This is a genomic window from Algorimicrobium algoritergicola (genome assembly GCF_008086165.1).
Lineage (GTDB): Bacteria > Bacteroidota > Bacteroidia > Flavobacteriales > Flavobacteriaceae > Algorimicrobium > Algorimicrobium algoritergicola.
The window spans coordinates 209,746-229,374 of sequence record NZ_VSKL01000005.1 but is presented as its reverse complement, the minus strand read 5'-3'; the positions used below and the strand labels follow the sequence as shown (position 1 = coordinate 229,374).

13 protein-coding genes and 1 pseudogene are annotated in these 19,629 nt (G+C 34.7%); 7 read left to right on the top strand and 7 right to left on the bottom strand.

Translation table 11 applies throughout. From position 1 onward, the window contains the following. Positions 1–15 precede the first annotated feature (15 nt). The 5 genes from ES675_RS13000 (at position 16) to uvrB (ending at position 14,015) form a co-directional block, all read left to right on the top strand. Positions 16–1,860 (top strand): T9SS type B sorting domain-containing protein, encoded by a 1,845-nt coding sequence (locus tag ES675_RS13000; protein WP_066254935.1) that lies wholly within the window; start codon positions 16–18, stop codon positions 1,858–1,860. A 108-nt stretch (positions 1,861–1,968) separates the two neighbouring features. After that, on the top strand, positions 1,969–6,798 hold the full coding sequence (locus ES675_RS12995) for a T9SS type B sorting domain-containing protein (RefSeq protein WP_066254932.1): 4,830 nt from the start codon (positions 1,969–1,971) through the stop codon (positions 6,796–6,798). 93 nt (positions 6,799–6,891) lie between these two features. Beyond that, positions 6,892–9,219: a T9SS type B sorting domain-containing protein gene (locus ES675_RS12990; RefSeq protein ID WP_066254929.1), complete on the top strand. Its 2,328-nt coding sequence runs from the start codon at positions 6,892–6,894 to the stop codon at positions 9,217–9,219. Positions 9,220–9,286: 67 nt separating this feature from the next. After that, entirely contained in the window at positions 9,287–11,890 is a 2,604-nt protein-coding gene (locus tag ES675_RS12985) for a T9SS type B sorting domain-containing protein (RefSeq protein WP_148367489.1), read from the top strand. 121 nt (positions 11,891–12,011) lie between these two features. Beyond that, entirely contained in the window at positions 12,012–14,015 is a 2,004-nt protein-coding gene (gene uvrB, locus ES675_RS12980; RefSeq protein WP_066254372.1) for an excinuclease ABC subunit UvrB, read from the top strand. Positions 14,016–14,067: 52 nt separating this feature from the next. Here uvrB and ES675_RS12975 read toward each other — a convergent pair whose 3' ends face one another. From ES675_RS12975 to ES675_RS12945, 7 genes are all read right to left on the bottom strand, one after another. Continuing rightward, positions 14,068–15,045, bottom strand: a complete 978-nt coding sequence (locus tag ES675_RS12975) for a permease (protein ID WP_066254369.1) — start codon at positions 15,043–15,045, stop codon at positions 14,068–14,070. Next, the gene (locus ES675_RS12970; protein ID WP_066254366.1) at positions 15,038–15,445 is read right to left on the bottom strand and encodes an OsmC family protein; all 408 of its coding nucleotides are present in this window, start codon (positions 15,443–15,445) and stop codon (positions 15,038–15,040) included. Before ES675_RS12970 ends, ES675_RS12975 begins: the two co-directional genes overlap by 8 nt. Positions 15,446–15,459: 14 nt before the next feature. After that, positions 15,460–15,696: a thioredoxin family protein gene (locus tag ES675_RS12965; RefSeq protein WP_066254363.1), complete on the bottom strand. Its 237-nt coding sequence runs from the start codon at positions 15,694–15,696 to the stop codon at positions 15,460–15,462. Between the two features lie 167 nt (positions 15,697–15,863). After that, positions 15,864–15,917, bottom strand: coding sequence for a hypothetical protein (locus ES675_RS16645; RefSeq protein ID WP_231931314.1), 54 nt, complete (start codon positions 15,915–15,917; stop codon positions 15,864–15,866). 133 nt (positions 15,918–16,050) lie between these two features. Next, positions 16,051–16,632, bottom strand: a complete 582-nt coding sequence (locus tag ES675_RS12955) for a cytochrome b/b6 domain-containing protein (protein ID WP_066254389.1) — start codon at positions 16,630–16,632, stop codon at positions 16,051–16,053. A 99-nt stretch (positions 16,633–16,731) separates the two neighbouring features. Continuing rightward, entirely contained in the window at positions 16,732–17,439 is a 708-nt protein-coding gene (locus ES675_RS12950) for a VIT1/CCC1 transporter family protein (RefSeq protein WP_066254361.1), read from the bottom strand. Positions 17,440–17,914: 475 nt separating this feature from the next. Then, positions 17,915–18,319 carry a hypothetical protein gene (locus ES675_RS12945; protein ID WP_066254386.1) on the bottom strand — a complete coding sequence of 135 codons (405 nt, stop codon included), beginning with the start codon at positions 18,317–18,319 and terminating at the stop codon, positions 17,915–17,917. Between the two features lie 234 nt (positions 18,320–18,553). Between ES675_RS12945 and ES675_RS12940 the strand changes: the two are divergent. Then, positions 18,554–18,850 (top strand): annotated as a pseudogene (locus tag ES675_RS12940) (DUF1456 family protein); the annotation flags it as partial. Positions 18,851–18,920: 70 nt separating this feature from the next. Beyond that, positions 18,921–19,619: a phosphoadenylyl-sulfate reductase gene (locus ES675_RS12935; RefSeq protein ID WP_066254359.1), complete on the top strand. Its 699-nt coding sequence runs from the start codon at positions 18,921–18,923 to the stop codon at positions 19,617–19,619. Positions 19,620–19,629: the final 10 nt, after the last annotated feature.

The window sequence follows — 19,629 nt, the reverse complement described above, 5'->3', positions numbered from 1 at the left end:
CTGTAACACCTTTCTATGTTTCAGTTAAAGAAAATTATAGTATTCATTTGCTGTATTGCTACCTCTGTGGCATGCAGTCAAGAAATATCACTATTTCAGCAATTTAATGGTCGGTATGATTATTTAGCAATAGGTAATACGCTCAATCCGTCTGAAAATAATTTAGACCGAAGTTTTTGTGAAATTTTACCAGCATCCGAAGCCGAGTTAACGCTAAATCCCGACTGGAATATTATAGCAGCCTATTTATATTGGGCTGGGTCCGGAAGTGGCGATACCGAAGTCAGTTTAAATGGAAATCCGTTTATTGCGGACAACACCTATTTGGTAGATTATAACGATCCAAATTACGGCCTCCTCACCTATTTTTCCAGCTATACAGACATTACAGATTATATTCTTACAGCTGGAAATAGTATGTACACGTTTTCAGATCTTGATATTTCAGACATTTTAACCACCAATGATGGCTACTGTAACAACCGGACTAATTTTGCTGGTTGGAGTATTTACATTATTTATGAAAACACAAACCTACCGCTTAATCAAATAAACCTGTTCCAAGGGTTGGAGATTATTAGCAGAAATGTTCAAGAAAAAACCATTTTATTGGACAACATTAATGTATTAGATAATGAAGGCGCAAAAATTGGCTTTTTAGCTTGGGAAGGCGATGCGAATTTAAATTATGGCGAATCGCTTTTAATTAATAACAATGTCCTTTCAAACCCACCTTTAAATCCAGCGAACAATGCCTTTAACGGTACAAACTCCTTTACGGGAAGTAACACGTTTTACAATGGTGATTTAGATGTGTACAACATTGAAAATAATATTGCCATTGGCGATAATTCCGTTGAAATTAAATTAACAACGGGTGATCTTGATGAATTTGGTAATCTACAAGCTGATCTCATAATTTTGAATAACATGATTACGGTATTAAACAGTCAGCTGCCAGATGCTACGGTTGTTTTAAACACGTATCTTTTAGAATGTGCCACCAGAAATGTTACTATAGATTTTACTGCTTACAATAGTAATTCTACCGAAATTTTACCAGCTGCCACGCCTATTGCCTTTTACGCAGATGGTTTTTTAGTGGCTCAAAGTGAAACACTAGACATAATCCCCATAGATGGTTTTGAAACACAATCAATAACCATTAACATTCCCGACATTATTCCTGATAGTTTTACGCTTCAAATTGTAATTGATGATGTAGGAAATGGAACTGGCATTGTTACCGAATTAAACGAATTAAATAACACGACAACAGAAGGTGTTACATTATTACCTATTCCTGAAGTTACACAACTACAACCTTTAGAAGCTTGCGATATTGGATTTAATAAAGCAACCTTCAATTTAACCGAACAACTTCAATTTGTTGATTATGACTCTCTTGAAGATGTAAGTTATTATGAAGCGGAAAATGACTTGTTTAATCAGGAAAACCAAATATTAATTCCTGAATATTTTGACAACGACACGTCTCCTCAAGAAATTTTTATTCGTGTAAATACGGATTTCTGCTTTAATTTTTATAAATTTATTGTTAGTGTAAAAAATTGTCCGCCTTATATTCCCCAAGTCTTTACACCAAACCATGATGGATTTAACGATTGGTTTAATATTCAAGGGCTTTACACTATTTTTGAGAATCACAAACTGTTAATCTATAACCGTTGGGGAACGCTAATTTTTGAAGGAAATAATGATTTGCCATGGGATGGAAAATCCAATAAAGGCATAACAAATCAAGGAAATTTAGTGCCGGTTGGCACCTATTTTTATGTACTCTATTTAAATGATTCCAGTTATGAGAATATGACAGGTTGGGTCTATGTCAACTACTAAATATATTTATATTTGCATTTAAACGATAAAATTAGCGCTTCATCTGATTATTTTGTTACATTTGTTTTGCTAGCCCCAAATCTGTTAGTGACAACCTGAAATAAAAAAATGAAGAAAATCTTCTTATTCACCTCACTATTAGTAGCTTTAATCAATAATAGCTATGCACAACAAATATCTATAAATGATACGTTTACAGCACAGCAACTTATAGAGGACCGTTTAATTGATGGTTGTGTAGAGATTTCTAATGTGCAATCCGTTATAAACGGCTCCGTAAATAGTATAAATAGTTTTGGTTATTTTGAGCGTGCAAATTCCACTTTTCCTTTTGAGAACGGAATTGTATTATCAACTGGAGCGGCCGTTTCAGCTGGAAATACTATTAATGCAAACCCTTTAAATGACGGTGAAGTAGATTGGCTTACAGATTCTGATTTAGAAACTGCCCTAGGAATTACGAATACGCTAAATGCCACATCTATAGAATTCGATTTTATTTCTGTTTCAAACCAAGTTCAGTTCAATTACATTCTAGCTTCCGAAGAATATTTTGCTAATTATCCTTGCGAGTATTCTGATGGCTTTGCGTTCCTAATTAAAGAAGCCGGCACAACAAATCCTTATATAAATGTTGCTTTAATTCCGGGAACAGATACAGCTGTAAATACGAGTACTATTCATGAGGAAGTTGTTGGATTTTGCCCTGCTGAAAACGAACAATATTTTGAAGGTTATAATTTAGGCGACACTAATTTTAATGGTCGCACAACTATTCTTACAGCATCTGCTAACATTGAACCCAACGTCCAGTATCATATTAAATTAGTGATTGCCGATCAAGAAGATGAAAATTTTGATTCGGCTGTTTTTATTCAAGGAAATAGTTTTAATTCAACCGTTAATTTAGGTACAGACATTACAACCTGTGCGGATAGTGTCATTTTAAATGGGGATATTCAAAATCCACTAGCAACCTATGTTTGGTTGGAAAATGGAACACCAATACCTGGTGAAACAGATCCAACATTAACCGTTAACAATTCTGGAATCTATACGGTCTCTATTTCTATTCCTATCAATAGCACCATTTGCGAAATTGAAGATACCGTAACAATTACATTAAGCTCTGAACAGTCTGCTGATGCTATTTCAGATTTTGTAGTTTGTGATGATCCAAGTAATGATGGTTTTTATCTGTTTGATGTTTCTATAAAAGATGCTGATGTACTTGCGGCAGTTCCGATAGGAAATTACAACATTACTTATCATTTTAATTCTAACAGCGCTCAAGATGGTAGTTTTCCAATTGTAGCACCGTTTCAAAATTCAGCAAATCCGCAAACTATTTATGTACGGATTTTAGATACTGATAATGGTTGTTTGGCTTTCGGTACCTTTAATCTTATTGTTAATCCTGTACCAACCATTACACCTCCAACGCTTTTAGAAGTATGTGACGATGGTAATGGAGATGGATTTACACTAATAGACCTAACCGTAAAAGACACTGAAATTACTGGAGGAAATCCAGGCTATGCGGTAACATATCATTACAATCAAACAGATGCGGAATCCGGTGCAAATCCTGTACCTGAACCCTACTCAAACACCACTCTGAACGATCAGCTTTTCGTGAGTGTTTTGGATACGGCTACTGGATGTAGAAGCACAACAACTTTAGATGTTACGGTTCTTGATAGTCCTGCTATTGATAATGCCTCACACACCATAGACGCTTGTGAACAAGACGATGATGGGTTTGAAGATTTTGACTTAACAACAATTATTGACGATGTTTTAAATGGAGTAACCAACGTAACAACCACATTTCATACAACCTATGAAGATGCTCAAACGGGTGATAATCCCATTGCAGATATCAATAATTACACAAACACAACGCCTGAATTTCAAGTCATTTATATTCGAGTAGTAGATAATATTACAGGTTGCCCCTCTATTGCTACTATAGAATTACACGCTAATTTACTCCTTAATGAAAGTAATATTAGAAATTTTTCGCGCTGTGATGATGCATCTAATGATGGTATAGTCAATTTTAACCTAGAGAATATTGCAACAACCATTATTAATGGGCTATTAGATGTTACCGTTGCTTTTTATGAAACAGAAGCTGATCAAACTGCTGGAAATAATGCCATTGACCAAGCCGTTCCGTATGAAGTTACAGAAACACCTTTCACATTGTTCATTACAATTATAGGTACTAGTTGTTCGGTTGATTCGGAAATAGAACTTATTATTCATCCAGCAACCATATTGCCAACTTTAGTTCCCGTAACCTATTGCGATACGGATGATGACGCCATGACATCGGTAGATTTATTTAGTTTCAATACCTATGTAAGTTCAGGAATTCCAAATGCAGAGGTTAGCTATTTTCAAACGGAAGATGATGCCACGGATAATGTGAATGCATTACCGCCTTTTTATAACAATACCAGCAATCCTTTTGAAGTATTTGTTCGTGTTAGAAATGGTAATACGGGTTGTTATGATATTGCCACTTTAGAAATTGAAGTGTTACCAGCACCAACAACCACACAGCCTAGTAATGAAATTATTTGTGATGATGATCAGGATGCCTTTACGCTTATTAATTTAGATGCTAAAATTCCAGAAATTGTAGCAGCTACCGAAGGTTTAAATATCACGTTTCATACATCATTAATGGATGCCGAATCCAATACAAACCGAATTACAAATACCGATGCTTATAACGCAGATACACAAACCGTGTTTTCTAGAGTGGAGCGTATAACCACCGGATGTTTTGCTATTGAAAATTTCGACATTGTCGTTAATACCTTACCTGTTTTTACTACAATTGCCGACTTCAATAACTGTGAAACCGATGGTAATCAAATTGCAGAATTTATATTCCAAGAAAAGGATGCGGATATCTTAAATGGACAAACTGGAAAACGGGTTTTATATTTTGAAGATCCAAATGATGCCATTAACAGAACCAATATAATTGATAAAACAACTGTTTATGAAAACCTGACTAATCCGCAACGTATTCATATTCGTGTTGAAAATATCAGTGACACCAGTTGCTTTGGTGTAAGCACCTTTTTTATTGAAGTCGGTTCTGTTCCAATTTTTAATCCACCTTTAGACACCTTTTTATGTGATGATATTTCTAATGATGCACAGGAATCTTTTGATTTAGCCGAAATTCAAGCTGCCATGAGTCTGGGTAGTACAGATAATTTAACCATCACGTTTTATGAAAGTCTAGAAGATGCTGAAAGCGCTGAAAATCCAATCGCTTTAAATTACACCAACCAAAGTAATCCACAACAGATTTATTCACGGATAGAAAATGGCACCTATTGCCATGGTATTGCTGAATTTGGCTTGAATGTTATCCAGGTTCCAAATGTAAACCAGGCTTCGCTTATGACCGCATGTGATACCGATTATGATGGATCTACAACATTCGACTTAACAGTTGCAGAACTTGAAGTATTGGAAATCAGACAAAACGATATTTTAGTGACCTATCATGAAAATTTAGCCGATTTGGAAGCGAATATTAATAACATTCCTAATCCAGATGCTTATGAAAATATTGAAAATCCACAAACCGTGTATATTCGTGTAACCAATACCGTTTCAGAATGTTATGTAATGGTACCATTGGACTTGGAAGTGAATTTACCACCAACCATAAACCCAATAACGGATTATAACACCTGTGATGCTGTTGATAATATGTTTGATTTAAATGAAACCATCACGAGTTTAATTGATACACAACCCAATGTAGCTGTTACGTTTTATGCCTCTCAAACCGATGCTGAATCAGGACAAAACCCATTAGATAGTAATTACAATTATGGTTCTAATAACGACACCATTCATGTGCGTGCTGAAAATACACTTACAAATTGTTTTGCAATAAGTTCATTCACGCTATTGGTAAATCCAAACCCTACAGCAGTCACACCTACAAATTTAGAGGCTTGTGATGATGATTTTGATGGGATGCGTATTTTCGATTTATCACAACAAACAAACACAATTTTAGGTGGTCAAAATCCAGCTAATTTTACCGTGACCTATTTTGAACTAGAAATTGAAGCATTAGAAAATGAAAATCCCATTACAGATTTAAATTACAATGCGTTTCATGATCAAACTATTTATGTACGTGTTCAAAACAATACCACAGGGTGTTTTGCGGCAACTAGTTTTTTAACTTTGGTTCAAAGAAAACCTTTTGTTGAAATTCCAGACCAGACGGTTTGTTTAGATAATTTACCTTTAGTTGTTTCAGCTGAAACAGGATTTGATACCGATACGTATTTATGGTCTACCAATGCAGCAACTCCCGAAATTGAAATCACCCAAATAGGAAGCTATTCTGTAACCGTTAGGTCGGATTATGGTTGTACCACATCAGTAACATTCAATGTTATAGAATCTGAACAAGCTACTATAGATTTTACAGAAACAATCGATTTTTCAAACCCTAACAATATTACGGTCACCATAAGTGGAATTGGTAATTACATGTATATTTTAGACAATGGCGTTCCTCAATCTTCTAATGTATTTTATAATGTAACCTTGGGCCCACATACTATTGAAGTGTATGATTTAAATGGGTGCGCATCGGCAATTAAAGAAATTGTAATCATTGATGCACCACTCTTTTTTACACCCAATCAGGATGGACAAAATGACACCTGGCATATTACAGGAATTAATCAAATTCCCGGAACAATTGTTTACATTTTTGATCGCTATGGAAAACTTCTTAAAACTTTAGGACATACATCTTCTGGTTGGGATGGTACTTATAATGGGCAAAATATGCCTTCAAGCGATTACTGGTTTTTAGCAAAAGTCAAAAAAGGCGCTATTTCTTTTGAAGTAAAACGCCATTTCACCCTAAAACGCTAATTCATAAATTATTATAATTCTCTATAAAAAGCAACCCATGCTTTTGCTTTATAAAAATTCTTATTACGTATCTTTGCAATCCAATTGCTAGGAATGAAAAATGCCCTTTTTATAATGGCCTGTTTATGGTCACTCATGTCATGGTCTCAAAATGTGACTGCTGATGCTTTCGCGTATACACCTCAAGAACTTATTGAAGATGTGTTAATTGATAGCGATTGTATTTCCAATGTGGTTGTAACCAATGCTGTGAGCGGAAATTTTAATGGATCGGATTTAAGCTACGGCTATTTTGAAGCCAATGGTTCCAGTTTTCCATTTCAAAGTGGTATTGTTATGTCGACAGGGCGTTTACAAAACACTGCAGGTCCCAATACGTCCTTAAGTGATGATACTGCACCTAATTGGATAGGTGATACTGATTTAGAAAGTGCTTTAAACGAATCCAATACAATCAATGCCACCATTTTAGAGTTTGAATTTGAAGCCATTGCAGATCAAATTAGCTTTCGTTATATTTTTGCTTCGGAGGAATATCAGCAAGGGGATCCAAATACGTGTCGTTATTCTGATTTATTCGGTTTCCTAATCCGACCAGTAAATGAAACGCGTTACACCAATATTGCTGTTGTTCCAAATACCAGAACACCTATAAAAGTAACAACCGTACATTCAGGAATTCCAGGCAGTTGTAATCCTATTAACGAACAATATTTTGGCGGTTGGAACGGCCCAACAGCTCCCATAAATTTTAATGGTCAAACAGAAGTATTAACAGCTGTTGCCGATGTGATTCCGAATACAACGTATCATGTAAAGCTGGTTATTTCAGATGAGCAAAATTACCGGTATGATTCTGCTGTATATTTAGAAGCTGGCAGTTTTCAATTAAGTTCTAATTTAGGTCCAGATTTATTAATTGCCCAAAATACAGCGCTTTGTGCTGATGAAAGTGTTCAATTAGATGCCTTTCAACCAGGAAACAATATGTATAAATGGTTCAGAAACGGCACAGAACTCCTAACTGAAACCAACGCTACATTTACCGTAACACAACCAGGCAATTATGCGGTGGAAGTAAATATTGATGGAACGTGCTTCAGTACTGGTAAGGTTACGATTGAATATGCGCCAGATCCTATCGTTTCAAATACCACTTTAATTGCTTGTGATTTGGATTTAAATGGCTTTACAACATATAATTTATTTGATGCTGAAACCACCATTACCAATGGTGACACTCAATTGTCAGCAGATAGTTTTTACAACACTTTTATAGGTGCAGAACAAACTGGAAACGGACTTATTACAAACCCATCTAATTACAACAACACCAGTATATTAGAAACAGTTTACGCACGTATTACCAATTCTAATGGTTGCATTTCAGTTGCCGAAATTATTCTAGATATTGCAAATAACCCAGTTAATTTAGCACCTTTTACAAGTTGTGATACCGATTTTGATGGTATTATTAATTTTGATATTTCTGAATTAGAATCTTATGTTATTTCGCAACCGGATGTTCCAAACACCGCTTCTGTTTCGTTTTTTGAAACGCAAACAGATATGGAAAATCAAACCAATGAAGTTTCTGGAACTTATGAAAACACGAACAGCCCTAATTCCGTCACACTTTTTGTTCAAATAAGAGATAACGGAAATTGTTATGCGTTTACAACTTTAGCGTTGCAAGTTTTTGATGCACCAGAATTAATTCCTGATGAAAGCATCTTTTACTGTTTAAATGAGTTTCCAAATACAGTTTTTATAAATTCCGGTGTTCAGCAGAATCCTAGTAATTTTACATACAGCTGGGATTTAAATGGCTTGGACTTGAATTTGAACACAAATCAAATAGCGATTAATGAAACTGGGGTTTATACCGTATTTGTTACAAACACGAACCAATGTACTTCAATTAGAAACATTGAAGTTCTACCATCTAACATCCCGACAATAGATGACATTGTAGTTGTGGATGCATCATCAAACAATACCATTACCGTTTTTGTTTCTGGAGAAGGCACTTATGAATATGCTTTAGATTCTGGAACATTCCAAAATAGCCCAACCTTCACAAATGTTTCGGCTGGAGTTCATACAATAACCGTAAATGATATCAATGAATGTGGATCAGTTTCACAAGATGTTTCGGTTCTTGGTTTTCCTAAATTTTTCACACCAAATGGCGATGGCATGAATGATGTCTGGAAACCACTTGGCGTAAACACGAAAACCAACAAATTACAAATCAGTATTTTTGATCGGTATGGAAAACTTATCAAACAAATAAATGCTTCTAATTCAGGTTGGAATGGCACGTATAAAGGTCAACAATTAGGTTCGGATGATTATTGGTATCGCGCTGTACTTCCCAATGGCAAAGAATATCTAGGTCATTTTTCATTGGTAAGATAATCGTAACATACATTTAATCTTTCAGTATATAAAAATTTCTTACTTTTGGTTGCTACTATTTTTTCCCATGAAACAACCAAAACTTATCCCTTTCTTTTTCTGTTTATTATTTATTAGCAAATTTAGTTTTGCATTTATAAACGTAAATCATTCAAACACTGAAAGCACTCATAATAATCCGTGCCCTGCACCGGTAATTTCAGCTTTCTCGCCAACAAGTGGCCCAGAAAACACTTTAATAACTATTAATGGTAGTAATTTCAACAATGCGGTAGATGTATCCTTTAATGGCGTAACTGCTGCTTTCACAATAATTAATGATAATCAAATAACAGCATATGCCGCATCTGCATTAAATACCAGTGCTACAATTTCCATTTCGAGTTCTGGCGGATGCGTAGGAAACTCGACAACCGATTTTGCGTTTATTCAACCAAGTTGTACAGATACAGGCGATATTTATATATCAGAAATTTATGATGCGTTTTCTGGAAGTTACGCAGTTATAGAACTTTATAACCCAACAAGCACGCCTATTGTTTTAGATGGTGTTTATGTCATTGATCGTTATGGTGATATTGGAAATCCAACACCAAGTCATACCTATGCTATGTTAGGTACGATAGCGCCTTTAGATACATTTATTATTTTATTAGGAGGTGGTTCCGATTGTCCAACTTTAGTTGCCGATTTTACTGTTGGAACCGGAATAAATGATAACGATGAATTTAAACTATTAAAAAATGGTACTGTAATAGATGTGGTTGAGGCACCAAACGAACGTGGTTACAGCATTATTAGAAATCCAGATGCTGTTGTTCCAAATAACACATTTGTTCCTTCAGATTGGGTTACAGATCTTAATGAAACGTGTTCTGATTTAGGTTCTCATACAGCTGATCCTATTACGACAACTACTATTCCAGTTATTACACAACCAGATTGGCAAACCATTTGTGAAAATGGAAATGCATTATTTACGGTTTCTGTTGCTACAGGAACGTACACATATCAATGGAAAATATTAAATAATTCTGGTGTTTGGGTAAATGTTGTTGATAATGCGACATATTCTGGTGCAACTACCAATACATTAAGCTTAAACAATGTGCCCATTAGTTTTGATAACAACCAATATTATTGCGAAATAACATCTACTACTTGTAATCTTGTTACAGATGCCACGCATTTAATAATTAACAATATAACTACGGCCCCATCAGTGGAGTGTTGGGAAACGGCAACATTTAATAACGCAACTTGTGCTTGGGAAATAACTGGGACACAACCAGCTCAACCAAGTCTAGAATGCTGGGAAAATGCATCATTCAATAATACAACATGTACATGGGAAATAACGGGAACTCAAGACCCGATGCCAACGGGTTTAGAGTGTTGGGAAATTGCAACTTTCAATAACACAACTTGTACATGGGAAGTAAATGGAACACAACCAATACAACCAAGTTTAGAATGCTGGGAAAATGCATCATTCAATAACGCAACATGTACTTGGGAAATAACGGGAACACAAGACCCGATGCCGACTGGGTTAGAATGCTGGGAAATTGCAACTTTCAATACCACAACTTGTACTTGGGAAGTAAATGGAACGCAACCAATACAACCAAGTTTAGAATGTTGGGAAAATGCAACTTTCAATACCACAACTTGTGCTTGGGAAGTAAATGGAACACAACCAACTCAACCAAATTTAGAATGTTGGGAAATTGCAACTTTCAATAGTGCAACTTGTGCTTGGGAAGTTACTGGAACTCAAGACCCGATGCCAACGGGTTTAGAGTGTTGGGAAATTGCAACTTTCAATAACACAACTTGTACATGGGAAGTAAATGGAACACAACCAATACAACCAAGTTTAGAATGCTGGGAAAATGCATCATTCAATAACGCAACATGTACTTGGGAAATAACGGGAACACAAGACCCGATGCCGACTGGGTTAGAATGCTGGGAAATTGCAACTTTCAATACCACAACTTGTACTTGGGAAGTAAATGGAACGCAACCAATACAACCAAGTTTAGAATGTTGGGAAAATGCAACTTTCAATACCACAACTTGTGCTTGGGAAATTTCTGGAACACAACCAATACAACCAAGTTTAGAATGTTGGGAAATTGCCACTTTCAATAATACAACATGTACATGGGAAATATCTGGAACATTCATTGATTTCGATTTAACACTTTCAAATATTACAATCGTTGACAACACTATAACGGTAAACATGACAGACTCCAGTATTTCATATGAATACGCGATAGACAACGGTAGCTTCCAGTCTAGTCCTGTATTTTCCGGTCTTTCAAATGGGACACATACATTATACGTTCAAGATATAAATGGCTGTGTTCTAAAATCGATTCAGTTTGAAATAGAAACAGCAGTATCTATTCACATTCCATTATTTTTCACACCAAATAATGATGGCGAAAATGATGTTTGGCAAATAACGGACACGCAAAACACCATTAAAGAGATTTATGTTTATGACAGATATGGCAAGCTTTTAAAACAGATTCCATTGCAATCTAAAAGTTGGGATGGTTTATACAGAGGCTACCCAAAAGAAAGCAACGATTATTGGTATGTTATAACCTTACGAACTGGCGAACAACTGAACGGTCACTTTACGCTTAAACGCTAGAATTTACGTATTTTTGTACTTTGATACGAGCATGACTGAAATTTATTTTTAGAGTGTTATTAGTTGTGACTAGTTCCGATACATATAGGAATGACCCTCGAAAATCAATATAAAGGAACGTATGAAATTCAAAATAAAATCCGAATTTAAACCAACAGGTGATCAACCTCAAGCGATTAAAAAGTTGGTTGCAGGTATTGATTCACAAGAAAAATATCAGACCCTTTTAGGGGTTACAGGTTCAGGAAAAACATTTACCGTTGCCAATGTTATTGAAGAGGTTCAAAAGCCAACCTTGGTTTTAGCGCATAACAAAACCTTGGCTGCACAATTGTACTCGGAATTCAAACAATTTTTCCCTGAAAATGCTGTAGAATACTTCGTTTCTTACTATGATTATTACCAACCGGAAGCCTATATTCCTGTTTCGGGTGTTTATATAGAAAAGGATTTATCTATAAACGAGGAAATCGAAAAAATGCGATTAAGCACCACCTCTTCCCTACTTTCAGGTCGTCGTGATGTGATTGTTATCGCGTCCGTTTCCTGTTTATATGGTATTGGAAATCCTGTGGAATTTCAGAAGAATGTCATTTCTATTGAACGTGATCAGGTTATTTCACGTACCAAATTATTACACCGTTTAGTACAGAGTTTATATTCTAGAACAGAAGGCGAATTTAATCATGGAAATTTCCGAATAAAAGGTGATACGGTTGATGTGTTCCCAAGTTATGACGATCATGCCTTTAGAATTCACTTTTTTGGTGATGAAATTGAAGAGATTGAAGCCTTCAACGTCCAAACCAATGAAGTTTTAGAAAAATACGACAGACTCAATATTTATCCAGCCAATATGTTTGTAACATCTCCAGATGTGTTGCAAGGTGCTATAAAAAGTATTCAGGACGACTTGGTAAAACAATATGATTATTTTAAAGAAATTGGCAAGCATCTTGAAGCCAAACGCTTAAAGGAACGCACGGAATTCGACTTGGAAATGATTCGGGAATTGGGTTACTGTTCAGGTATTGAAAACTATTCACGCTATTTGGATGGCAGACAACCAGGCACCAGACCCTTCTGTTTATTGGATTATTTTCCAGACGATTTTTTAATGGTCGTAGATGAAAGTCACGTAACCATTTCGCAAGTGCATGCCATGTATGGAGGCGACTTTAGTAGAAAAGTAAATTTAGTAGATTACGGTTTCCGTTTGCCAGCTGCTATGGATAACCGACCATTGAAATTTGAAGAATTTGAAGCCCTTCAAAATCAGGTTATTTATGTGAGTGCCACACCTGCTGATTATGAATTGGAAAAATCTGATGGCGTTTTTGTCGAGCAAATTATTCGACCAACAGGATTATTAGATCCCGTCATTGAAGTGCGACCAAGCCTAAATCAAATTGATGATTTAATTGAAGAAATCCATCTGCGAATTGAAAAAGACGAACGAACTTTAGTCACCACATTAACCAAACGTATGGCTGAAGAATTGACCAAATATCTAGATCGGATTCAAATTCGGTGTCGCTATATTCATAGTGATGTGGATACGTTGGAACGTGTTGAAATTATGCAAGATTTACGAAAAGGCTTGTTTGATGTATTGGTTGGTGTCAATTTGCTTCGCGAAGGATTGGATTTACCCGAAGTATCATTAGTCGCTATTTTGGATGCCGATAAGGAAGGTTTTTTACGTTCAGCGCGCTCATTAACACAAACGGTTGGTCGTGCAGCACGAAACCTCAACGGAAAAGCCATTATGTATGCCGATAGAATAACCAAAAGTATGCAAAAAACGATTGATGAAACCGAATACAGACGCGAAAAACAAATAGCCTACAACACCAAACATAATTTAGTACCAACAGCATTGAATAAAAGTTTGGACAACGCCTTAACTAAAAACTCCGTTAGTACATACAGCTACGCATTGGAGGCTGCCAAAGCTGCCGAACCAGAAAGTCAATATTTGACTAAAGGTGCCTTGGAAAAGAAAATTCGTGAAAACCGAAAAATGATGGAACAAGCTGCCAAAGCTTTAGATTTCTTGGAAGCGGCTCAATTCAGGGATTTGATAAAAGGGTATCAGGAAAAGCTGGAGAAATTGAAGGTGTAATTTTATTTTTGTTTTTGTGAAGCTTCAATTTCATTATTTATAGATTTATTCTTTATAATAAAATGTTGAATAAATATCCTGATATAATGATACAGAGCGTAACGACACCAAAAAAGATAGCGATTAGCTTTAAGGTCATTACTTTCTTTAAAAGCATAGCTTCTGGTAATGACAAGCCAACAACTCCCATCATAAATGCAATTGCGGTACCTAATGGAATGCCTTTTGCTACCAATACTTGAACTACTGGAAGAATACCTGAAGCGTTCGAGTACATTGGGACAGCTAAAATGGTAGCAATAGGCACAGCAAAAAGATTGTCTTTGTCCATATATTTTTCAAAAAATCCTTCAGGAATATAACCATGCATGAGTCCACCAATTGCGATTCCTACTATAACATAAGGAATAATTCCTTTAAGGATTTTAATCACTTCATTCCAAATTATGGGCAATCTTTGCTTTAAGGTTTGTTTTTCGGCAATAAAGGCATCTTGATCTTTTTGTGCAGTTTCCAAAACTTCTTTTACCCAAGGTGTTAAATAGGATTCCAATTTTAATTTTTGAAGGATAACGCCAGAAACTGTTCCTAACAGAACACCACTAATAACATAAATAATGGTTGTCTTAATTCCAAATAAGCCAACAAAAAGACCGATTGCAACCTCATTGACCAAAGGCGAAGTGATTAGAAATGAGAAGGTTACACCTAAAGGAATACCTCCTCTCACAAAACCTATAAATAATGGAACTGACGAACAGGAACAGAAAGGTGTTACCACACCAAAAAGACTCGCCATTAAGTATTCCAATCCGTATAATTTATTCCTTGATAGATAGTTTTTAACCTTGTCTATGGGAAAGTAACTATTGACGATTCCCATAAAAAAGATAACGATAAAAAGAAGTATTAAAATCTTTGTGGTGTCATAAATAAAGAAGTTCAGGGCTTCAGCTAAATGTTGCCCTTTGCTTAAATTCAAAACATCATAGACGAACCAATCTGCTATATTTTGAACCCAATCAAACATTAATTTCCGTGCTAATAGTGCCTGAAATGGTACAGGACAATTTTACGGTATTGTAGATAGTGCCAAACTTTTCAATGTTCTTTTTTAACAAGTTTGTATTCAGTTTTTTATCGTCGCTGTAAATGGTTAAATCATAAATGATATTATCCATTCTTGGTGGATTTTCAAGACGTGTTGCTTTGACTTCAAGAGTGGCTTTTGAATAGGTAAATTTCATCATACCTGAAAATCGCTCTACATTTTTCAGCATACAAGCAGAGAAAGCACCCAAGAATAACTCCGCAGGATTTGGCAAAGTTTCAGAAGTTTTTGAAGTCGTTCCAAAATCTATATCCGATTGCTTTATATGAATAATAGCATCCTGATTTGAAGTGGATGAAGCTTTGATATGATAATTCATAGCGTTATATTGATTTAGTTTAAAAGTGCCAATACTTCATTTTTTGAAGGTACTCTACCTTTTATTGAAATGACATCATCTATCACCAATGCTGGTGTTGTCATTACGTTGAATTTCATAATTTCCATCATATCCTCAACTTTTTCAATGGTTGCATCAATGTTGTTTTCTGAAACTACATCTTTAACAACACCAATCATTGATTGGCATTTTGGACAACCCGTTCCTAATATTTTAATTACTTTGGTCATAACTATTTATATTTATTTATCACCAAAAGGTGATATAATTATTGAAAAAAATATCAATCAAAAAAAATTTGACACAATGTTTTTGCCATGTTCCAGTTTTCTTGATTAATACAGTACTTTATTTTGGGTGGTTTTAATTCTCCTTAAATAAGACCTGCATTTTTTAATTATTTAAGATGTTGAGAAACGGTAGATTGAGCCAAAGGAAAAACTTCTACCAAATCGCCTGTGAAACAACACGATTGATTTTCCAGATGCTTTAAATGGTAACACGTGTCGGATGTCCTACCGCTATTGCAAAATTTACTGAAGTTTTAGTATACTCTGTATGTTCTAAGTTTCTTTTCTTTTTTCTTATCTATGTTCTGGTTTCGAGCCACTTATTATCCTAGAAATAATTCCTTTTTGGTCTGTAAATTCTGCTATAAGTATCCCAACAACATGAATTATAATAAATCCGATCAAGTAATAAATACCAAGTACATGGATTTCTTCCATTGGTTTTTTAAATTCTTTTGGACCAAATTCTATTATAAGTCCAGTAACTAAAGAAATAACAACACAGATATAAAAAATAATATATGTCCATTTTTGAAATTTCTCTTTTAGGGATAGATTTTTACCAAAAGGATTTTGAAACTTCATGTGTCCAAAAAAAGGAAGCATTAAACGAATGCTAAATAATCCCGTTAATACATACCCAATATAAATATGCCAATTCCACATGGGTTGTCTTATCTTTTTTGCTAAAGTAAGGAGTTGGTCTTGAGATAAAGGCTGGCCATTACTACTCAAATAATCTTGTATAATAGCTGCTACATTATACTTGTTCATCCACGTTAATCGCAAAAAAATTGTAATTAACAATAGCAGAAATGAAACAGCAATAGCCCAATGAATAATTCGATATATTTTAGAATACTCTGTTTTTTTCATAATGTTCATTTTTAATGTGTCTGCTTTATTTTTTTGATATCATAATAATGTGCAACTATTAAACACTGTTTTTTTAAAATAAAATCACGCATTCATTTTCTATCTTAAACTAACGCCAAATAAATAGCCGACCAATGCCGTGAGTCCCATTGCAACTGTTCCCCAAAAAGTAATTCTAATTATTGCTCTTCCAATACTAGAACCTCCTGTTTTAGCCGCTAAACCTCCTAAAATGATTAGGAATAAAATGGCCGAACCGTAGAGGTAATATTCCATACTTTTTAAAGGTAGAAACAGTGCAACTAAAAGTGGAAGTATACCTCCAACTGTAAAGGCTGCTCCCGAAGCAAAGGCTGCCTGAATAGGATTTGCTTTACTCAAATCATTAATACCTAACTCATCTCTTACATGAGCTGCCAAAGCATCTTTTTCCGTTAGCTGTTTAGCCACGGTTAATGCTGTTTGCTTATTTAAACCTCTATTTTCATAAATTTCAGCCAATCGAAGTAATTCAATTTCAGGCATTTCTTTTAGTTCTTGCTTTTCTCTTTCAATGTCAGCTTGCTCAATATCTGTTTGAGAACTTACAGAAACATATTCTCCTGCTGCCATTGATAAAGCACCAGCAACTAATCCAGCTACAGTTGCCAATATAACTGGTTCTCTAAAATTACTTGCAGCGGCAACACCTATTGCCAAACTTGCTGTTGATAAAATACCATCATTTGCCCCAAGGACAGCAGCTCTTAACCAATTGCTACGGTGTATATAGTGATTGTCTAAATAATCATCTTCAAATTCTGACATCTTTTTGGTATGGTATAGTTTATCGTAAATATACGATAGGTGTTTGAGTTGAAATATGACTAATATCACTTTTAAATATTATTACGAATAATATTCATACTCACCAATTACTGGTGTGAATGCTCCTCTTGAATTCAATGCCAAAACGGTTATAACAACAATAATTATAAATCAAAACCATTCTCTGCGTCTTTAGCCATTGTGTTGTATTTCGCACCCATTGATATGGTAAAGAAAAAGCCAACAAGGAACATTAATAAAAAGATGCCGTGGAACAGCAATAATTAGTAAGTTTAATGGTAATCGGAAAATTCAAAATGAATTGGATTTTGAAAGCGCATTGATTGCAGATAGGAATTAAACGTTCCTACCAAAGAAGATTTAGAAGATAAAGCATCAATAATTTAAAAACTATCTACCTATTCTAGGTTACTCAATTTGATAAAAAAAATATTAAGAAAAACTGAAAGTATAACTAATTATACTGCACTTTAAAAATATCAATAAGCACATCCGGTGGAACCACTTTATTAGGGAAACTTTCCATTAGATATAACACTTTATTAATAGATTCATGGCTCAAACCCATGCGTAACCCGTAGTTATGAAGTTTAATTTTATCTTTAGGTGAACTTTCTTCATCAATATTCATGAGTAAAACTAAACGATGAAATTGTACAATACGTTCACTATGCGATTTTAAGTGAATATAATTAATGGGATTTTCAATTAAGTAATCGAAGTCCTCTCTTGAAATATCAAGTTGCCTAGCAATTGCCAAAAGAAAATTATATTCTATAGGTTTTAGGTCGCTTTCATTTTTAGCAAATGAAATCATTTCAGATAGGAGACTTAACTTTTCAACCCTGTTTATTAGCATGAGGAATAGATTAATTATTTCAGTATAAAGATACGTACAATGATTATTTGATAATCCATGATTAATTGTAACTTGTCGAAAAATTGGATGCATTTTATCGTTATTTTCTTACATTTACTCAAAATTAACGAATTAATCAACTGACAATCAAAGAATTATATAAAAAGTGCATTTCATCGATTTTTTATAATTTGACACTAGAAACAGACTTATATGAGTACACAAAAGGACAACATGACAAACAACGATATTTTTAAAAAATTACGCGTTGCCTTACAATTACGTGATGACGAAATTGTAAAAATTTTAGAACTCGTTGATTTTAGAATTACTAAGAGTGAATTAGGTGCATTTTTCAGAAAAGAAGACCACCCAAATTATGTGGAATGTGGTGATCAAATTCTTCGAAATTTCTTAAATGGTTTGGTTATTCATTTACGCGGCCCAAAACCTGATAAGAAACCTAAATTGGCAGGAAAAGTAAAAGCTACAGCGCCTAAAAGGAATCCGATAAAAAAAACAGAAAAAAAGTAGGTATTTTCTTTGTGCTCTGATAAGTTCGTCTTAATATTGCTATATAAGACTAATTTATCTTAATTACATGTTTCAACCACCTACTACGCTTCCCAATTTACAGTTATCGAAGAAAGACATTGCACGTCTCAATAAAAAATATAAGCTTTTAACACCTTGCCAGAGGATTGAAACTTTATATACTGACTTTAATGTAGAAGAAATTATGCTAACCAGTTCTTTTGCGGCGACATCTGCGTTTCTTCTAAAATTAGTTTCTGATGTTAATAAAGAGCAACATGTATTTTTCATTGATACAGGTTATCACTTTGATGACACGATAAAATATAAGAAAAAGCTAACAGATTTATATGGACTAAACGTAACATCTATTAGAGCATTAAAAGAGGAACATGCTTTTACAACGCAAGACGAAACATGGAAAAAGAATCCTGATTTTTGTTGCTCTATTAATAAGGTACAACCATTAGAATCTATTAAGAAACATTTTAATATTTGGGTTTCTGGTTTAATGGAATGGCAAAGTGATCATCGTGCGAGTTTAGATATTTTTGAACAACGCGGAAGCATTTTAAAATTCTATCCCTTATTAGATATATCTAAAGAAGCTCGGGATGCCTATATTAAAGAAAACCAATTACCATTTCATCCGTTAGTAGCAAAAGGCTATAACTCCATTGGATGCGAACATTGTACAGTTCCTGGAGACGACAGAAACGGCCGATGGAATAACAATCCGAAAACCGAATGTGGTTTACATCTATAAACTAAAAAAG

Bases quoted from the DNA above. Each gene is read 5' to 3' on its own strand.
- ES675_RS13000 (WP_066254935.1), top strand. From the start codon at position 16: ATGTTTCAGTTAAAGAAAATTATAGTATTCATTTGCTGTATTGCTACC.
- ES675_RS12945 (WP_066254386.1), bottom strand. From the start codon at position 18,319: ATGCTAATAAACAGGGTTGAAAAGTTAAGTCTCCTATCTGAAATGATT.
- ES675_RS12965 (WP_066254363.1), bottom strand. From the start codon at position 15,696: ATGACCAAAGTAATTAAAATATTAGGAACGGGTTGTCCAAAATGCCAA.
- ES675_RS12975 (WP_066254369.1), bottom strand. From the start codon at position 15,045: ATGTTTGATTGGGTTCAAAATATAGCAGATTGGTTCGTCTATGATGTT.
- ES675_RS12950 (WP_066254361.1), bottom strand. From the start codon at position 17,439: ATGTCAGAATTTGAAGATGATTATTTAGACAATCACTATATACACCGT.
- uvrB (WP_066254372.1), top strand. From the start codon at position 12,012: ATGAAATTCAAAATAAAATCCGAATTTAAACCAACAGGTGATCAACCT.
- ES675_RS12990 (WP_066254929.1), top strand. From the start codon at position 6,892: ATGAAAAATGCCCTTTTTATAATGGCCTGTTTATGGTCACTCATGTCA.
- ES675_RS12970 (WP_066254366.1), bottom strand. From the start codon at position 15,445: ATGAATTATCATATCAAAGCTTCATCCACTTCAAATCAGGATGCTATT.
- ES675_RS12955 (WP_066254389.1), bottom strand. From the start codon at position 16,632: ATGAAAAAAACAGAGTATTCTAAAATATATCGAATTATTCATTGGGCT.
- ES675_RS12995 (WP_066254932.1), top strand. From the start codon at position 1,969: ATGAAGAAAATCTTCTTATTCACCTCACTATTAGTAGCTTTAATCAAT.
- ES675_RS12935 (WP_066254359.1), top strand. From the start codon at position 18,921: ATGTTTCAACCACCTACTACGCTTCCCAATTTACAGTTATCGAAGAAA.
- ES675_RS12985 (WP_148367489.1), top strand. From the start codon at position 9,287: ATGAAACAACCAAAACTTATCCCTTTCTTTTTCTGTTTATTATTTATT.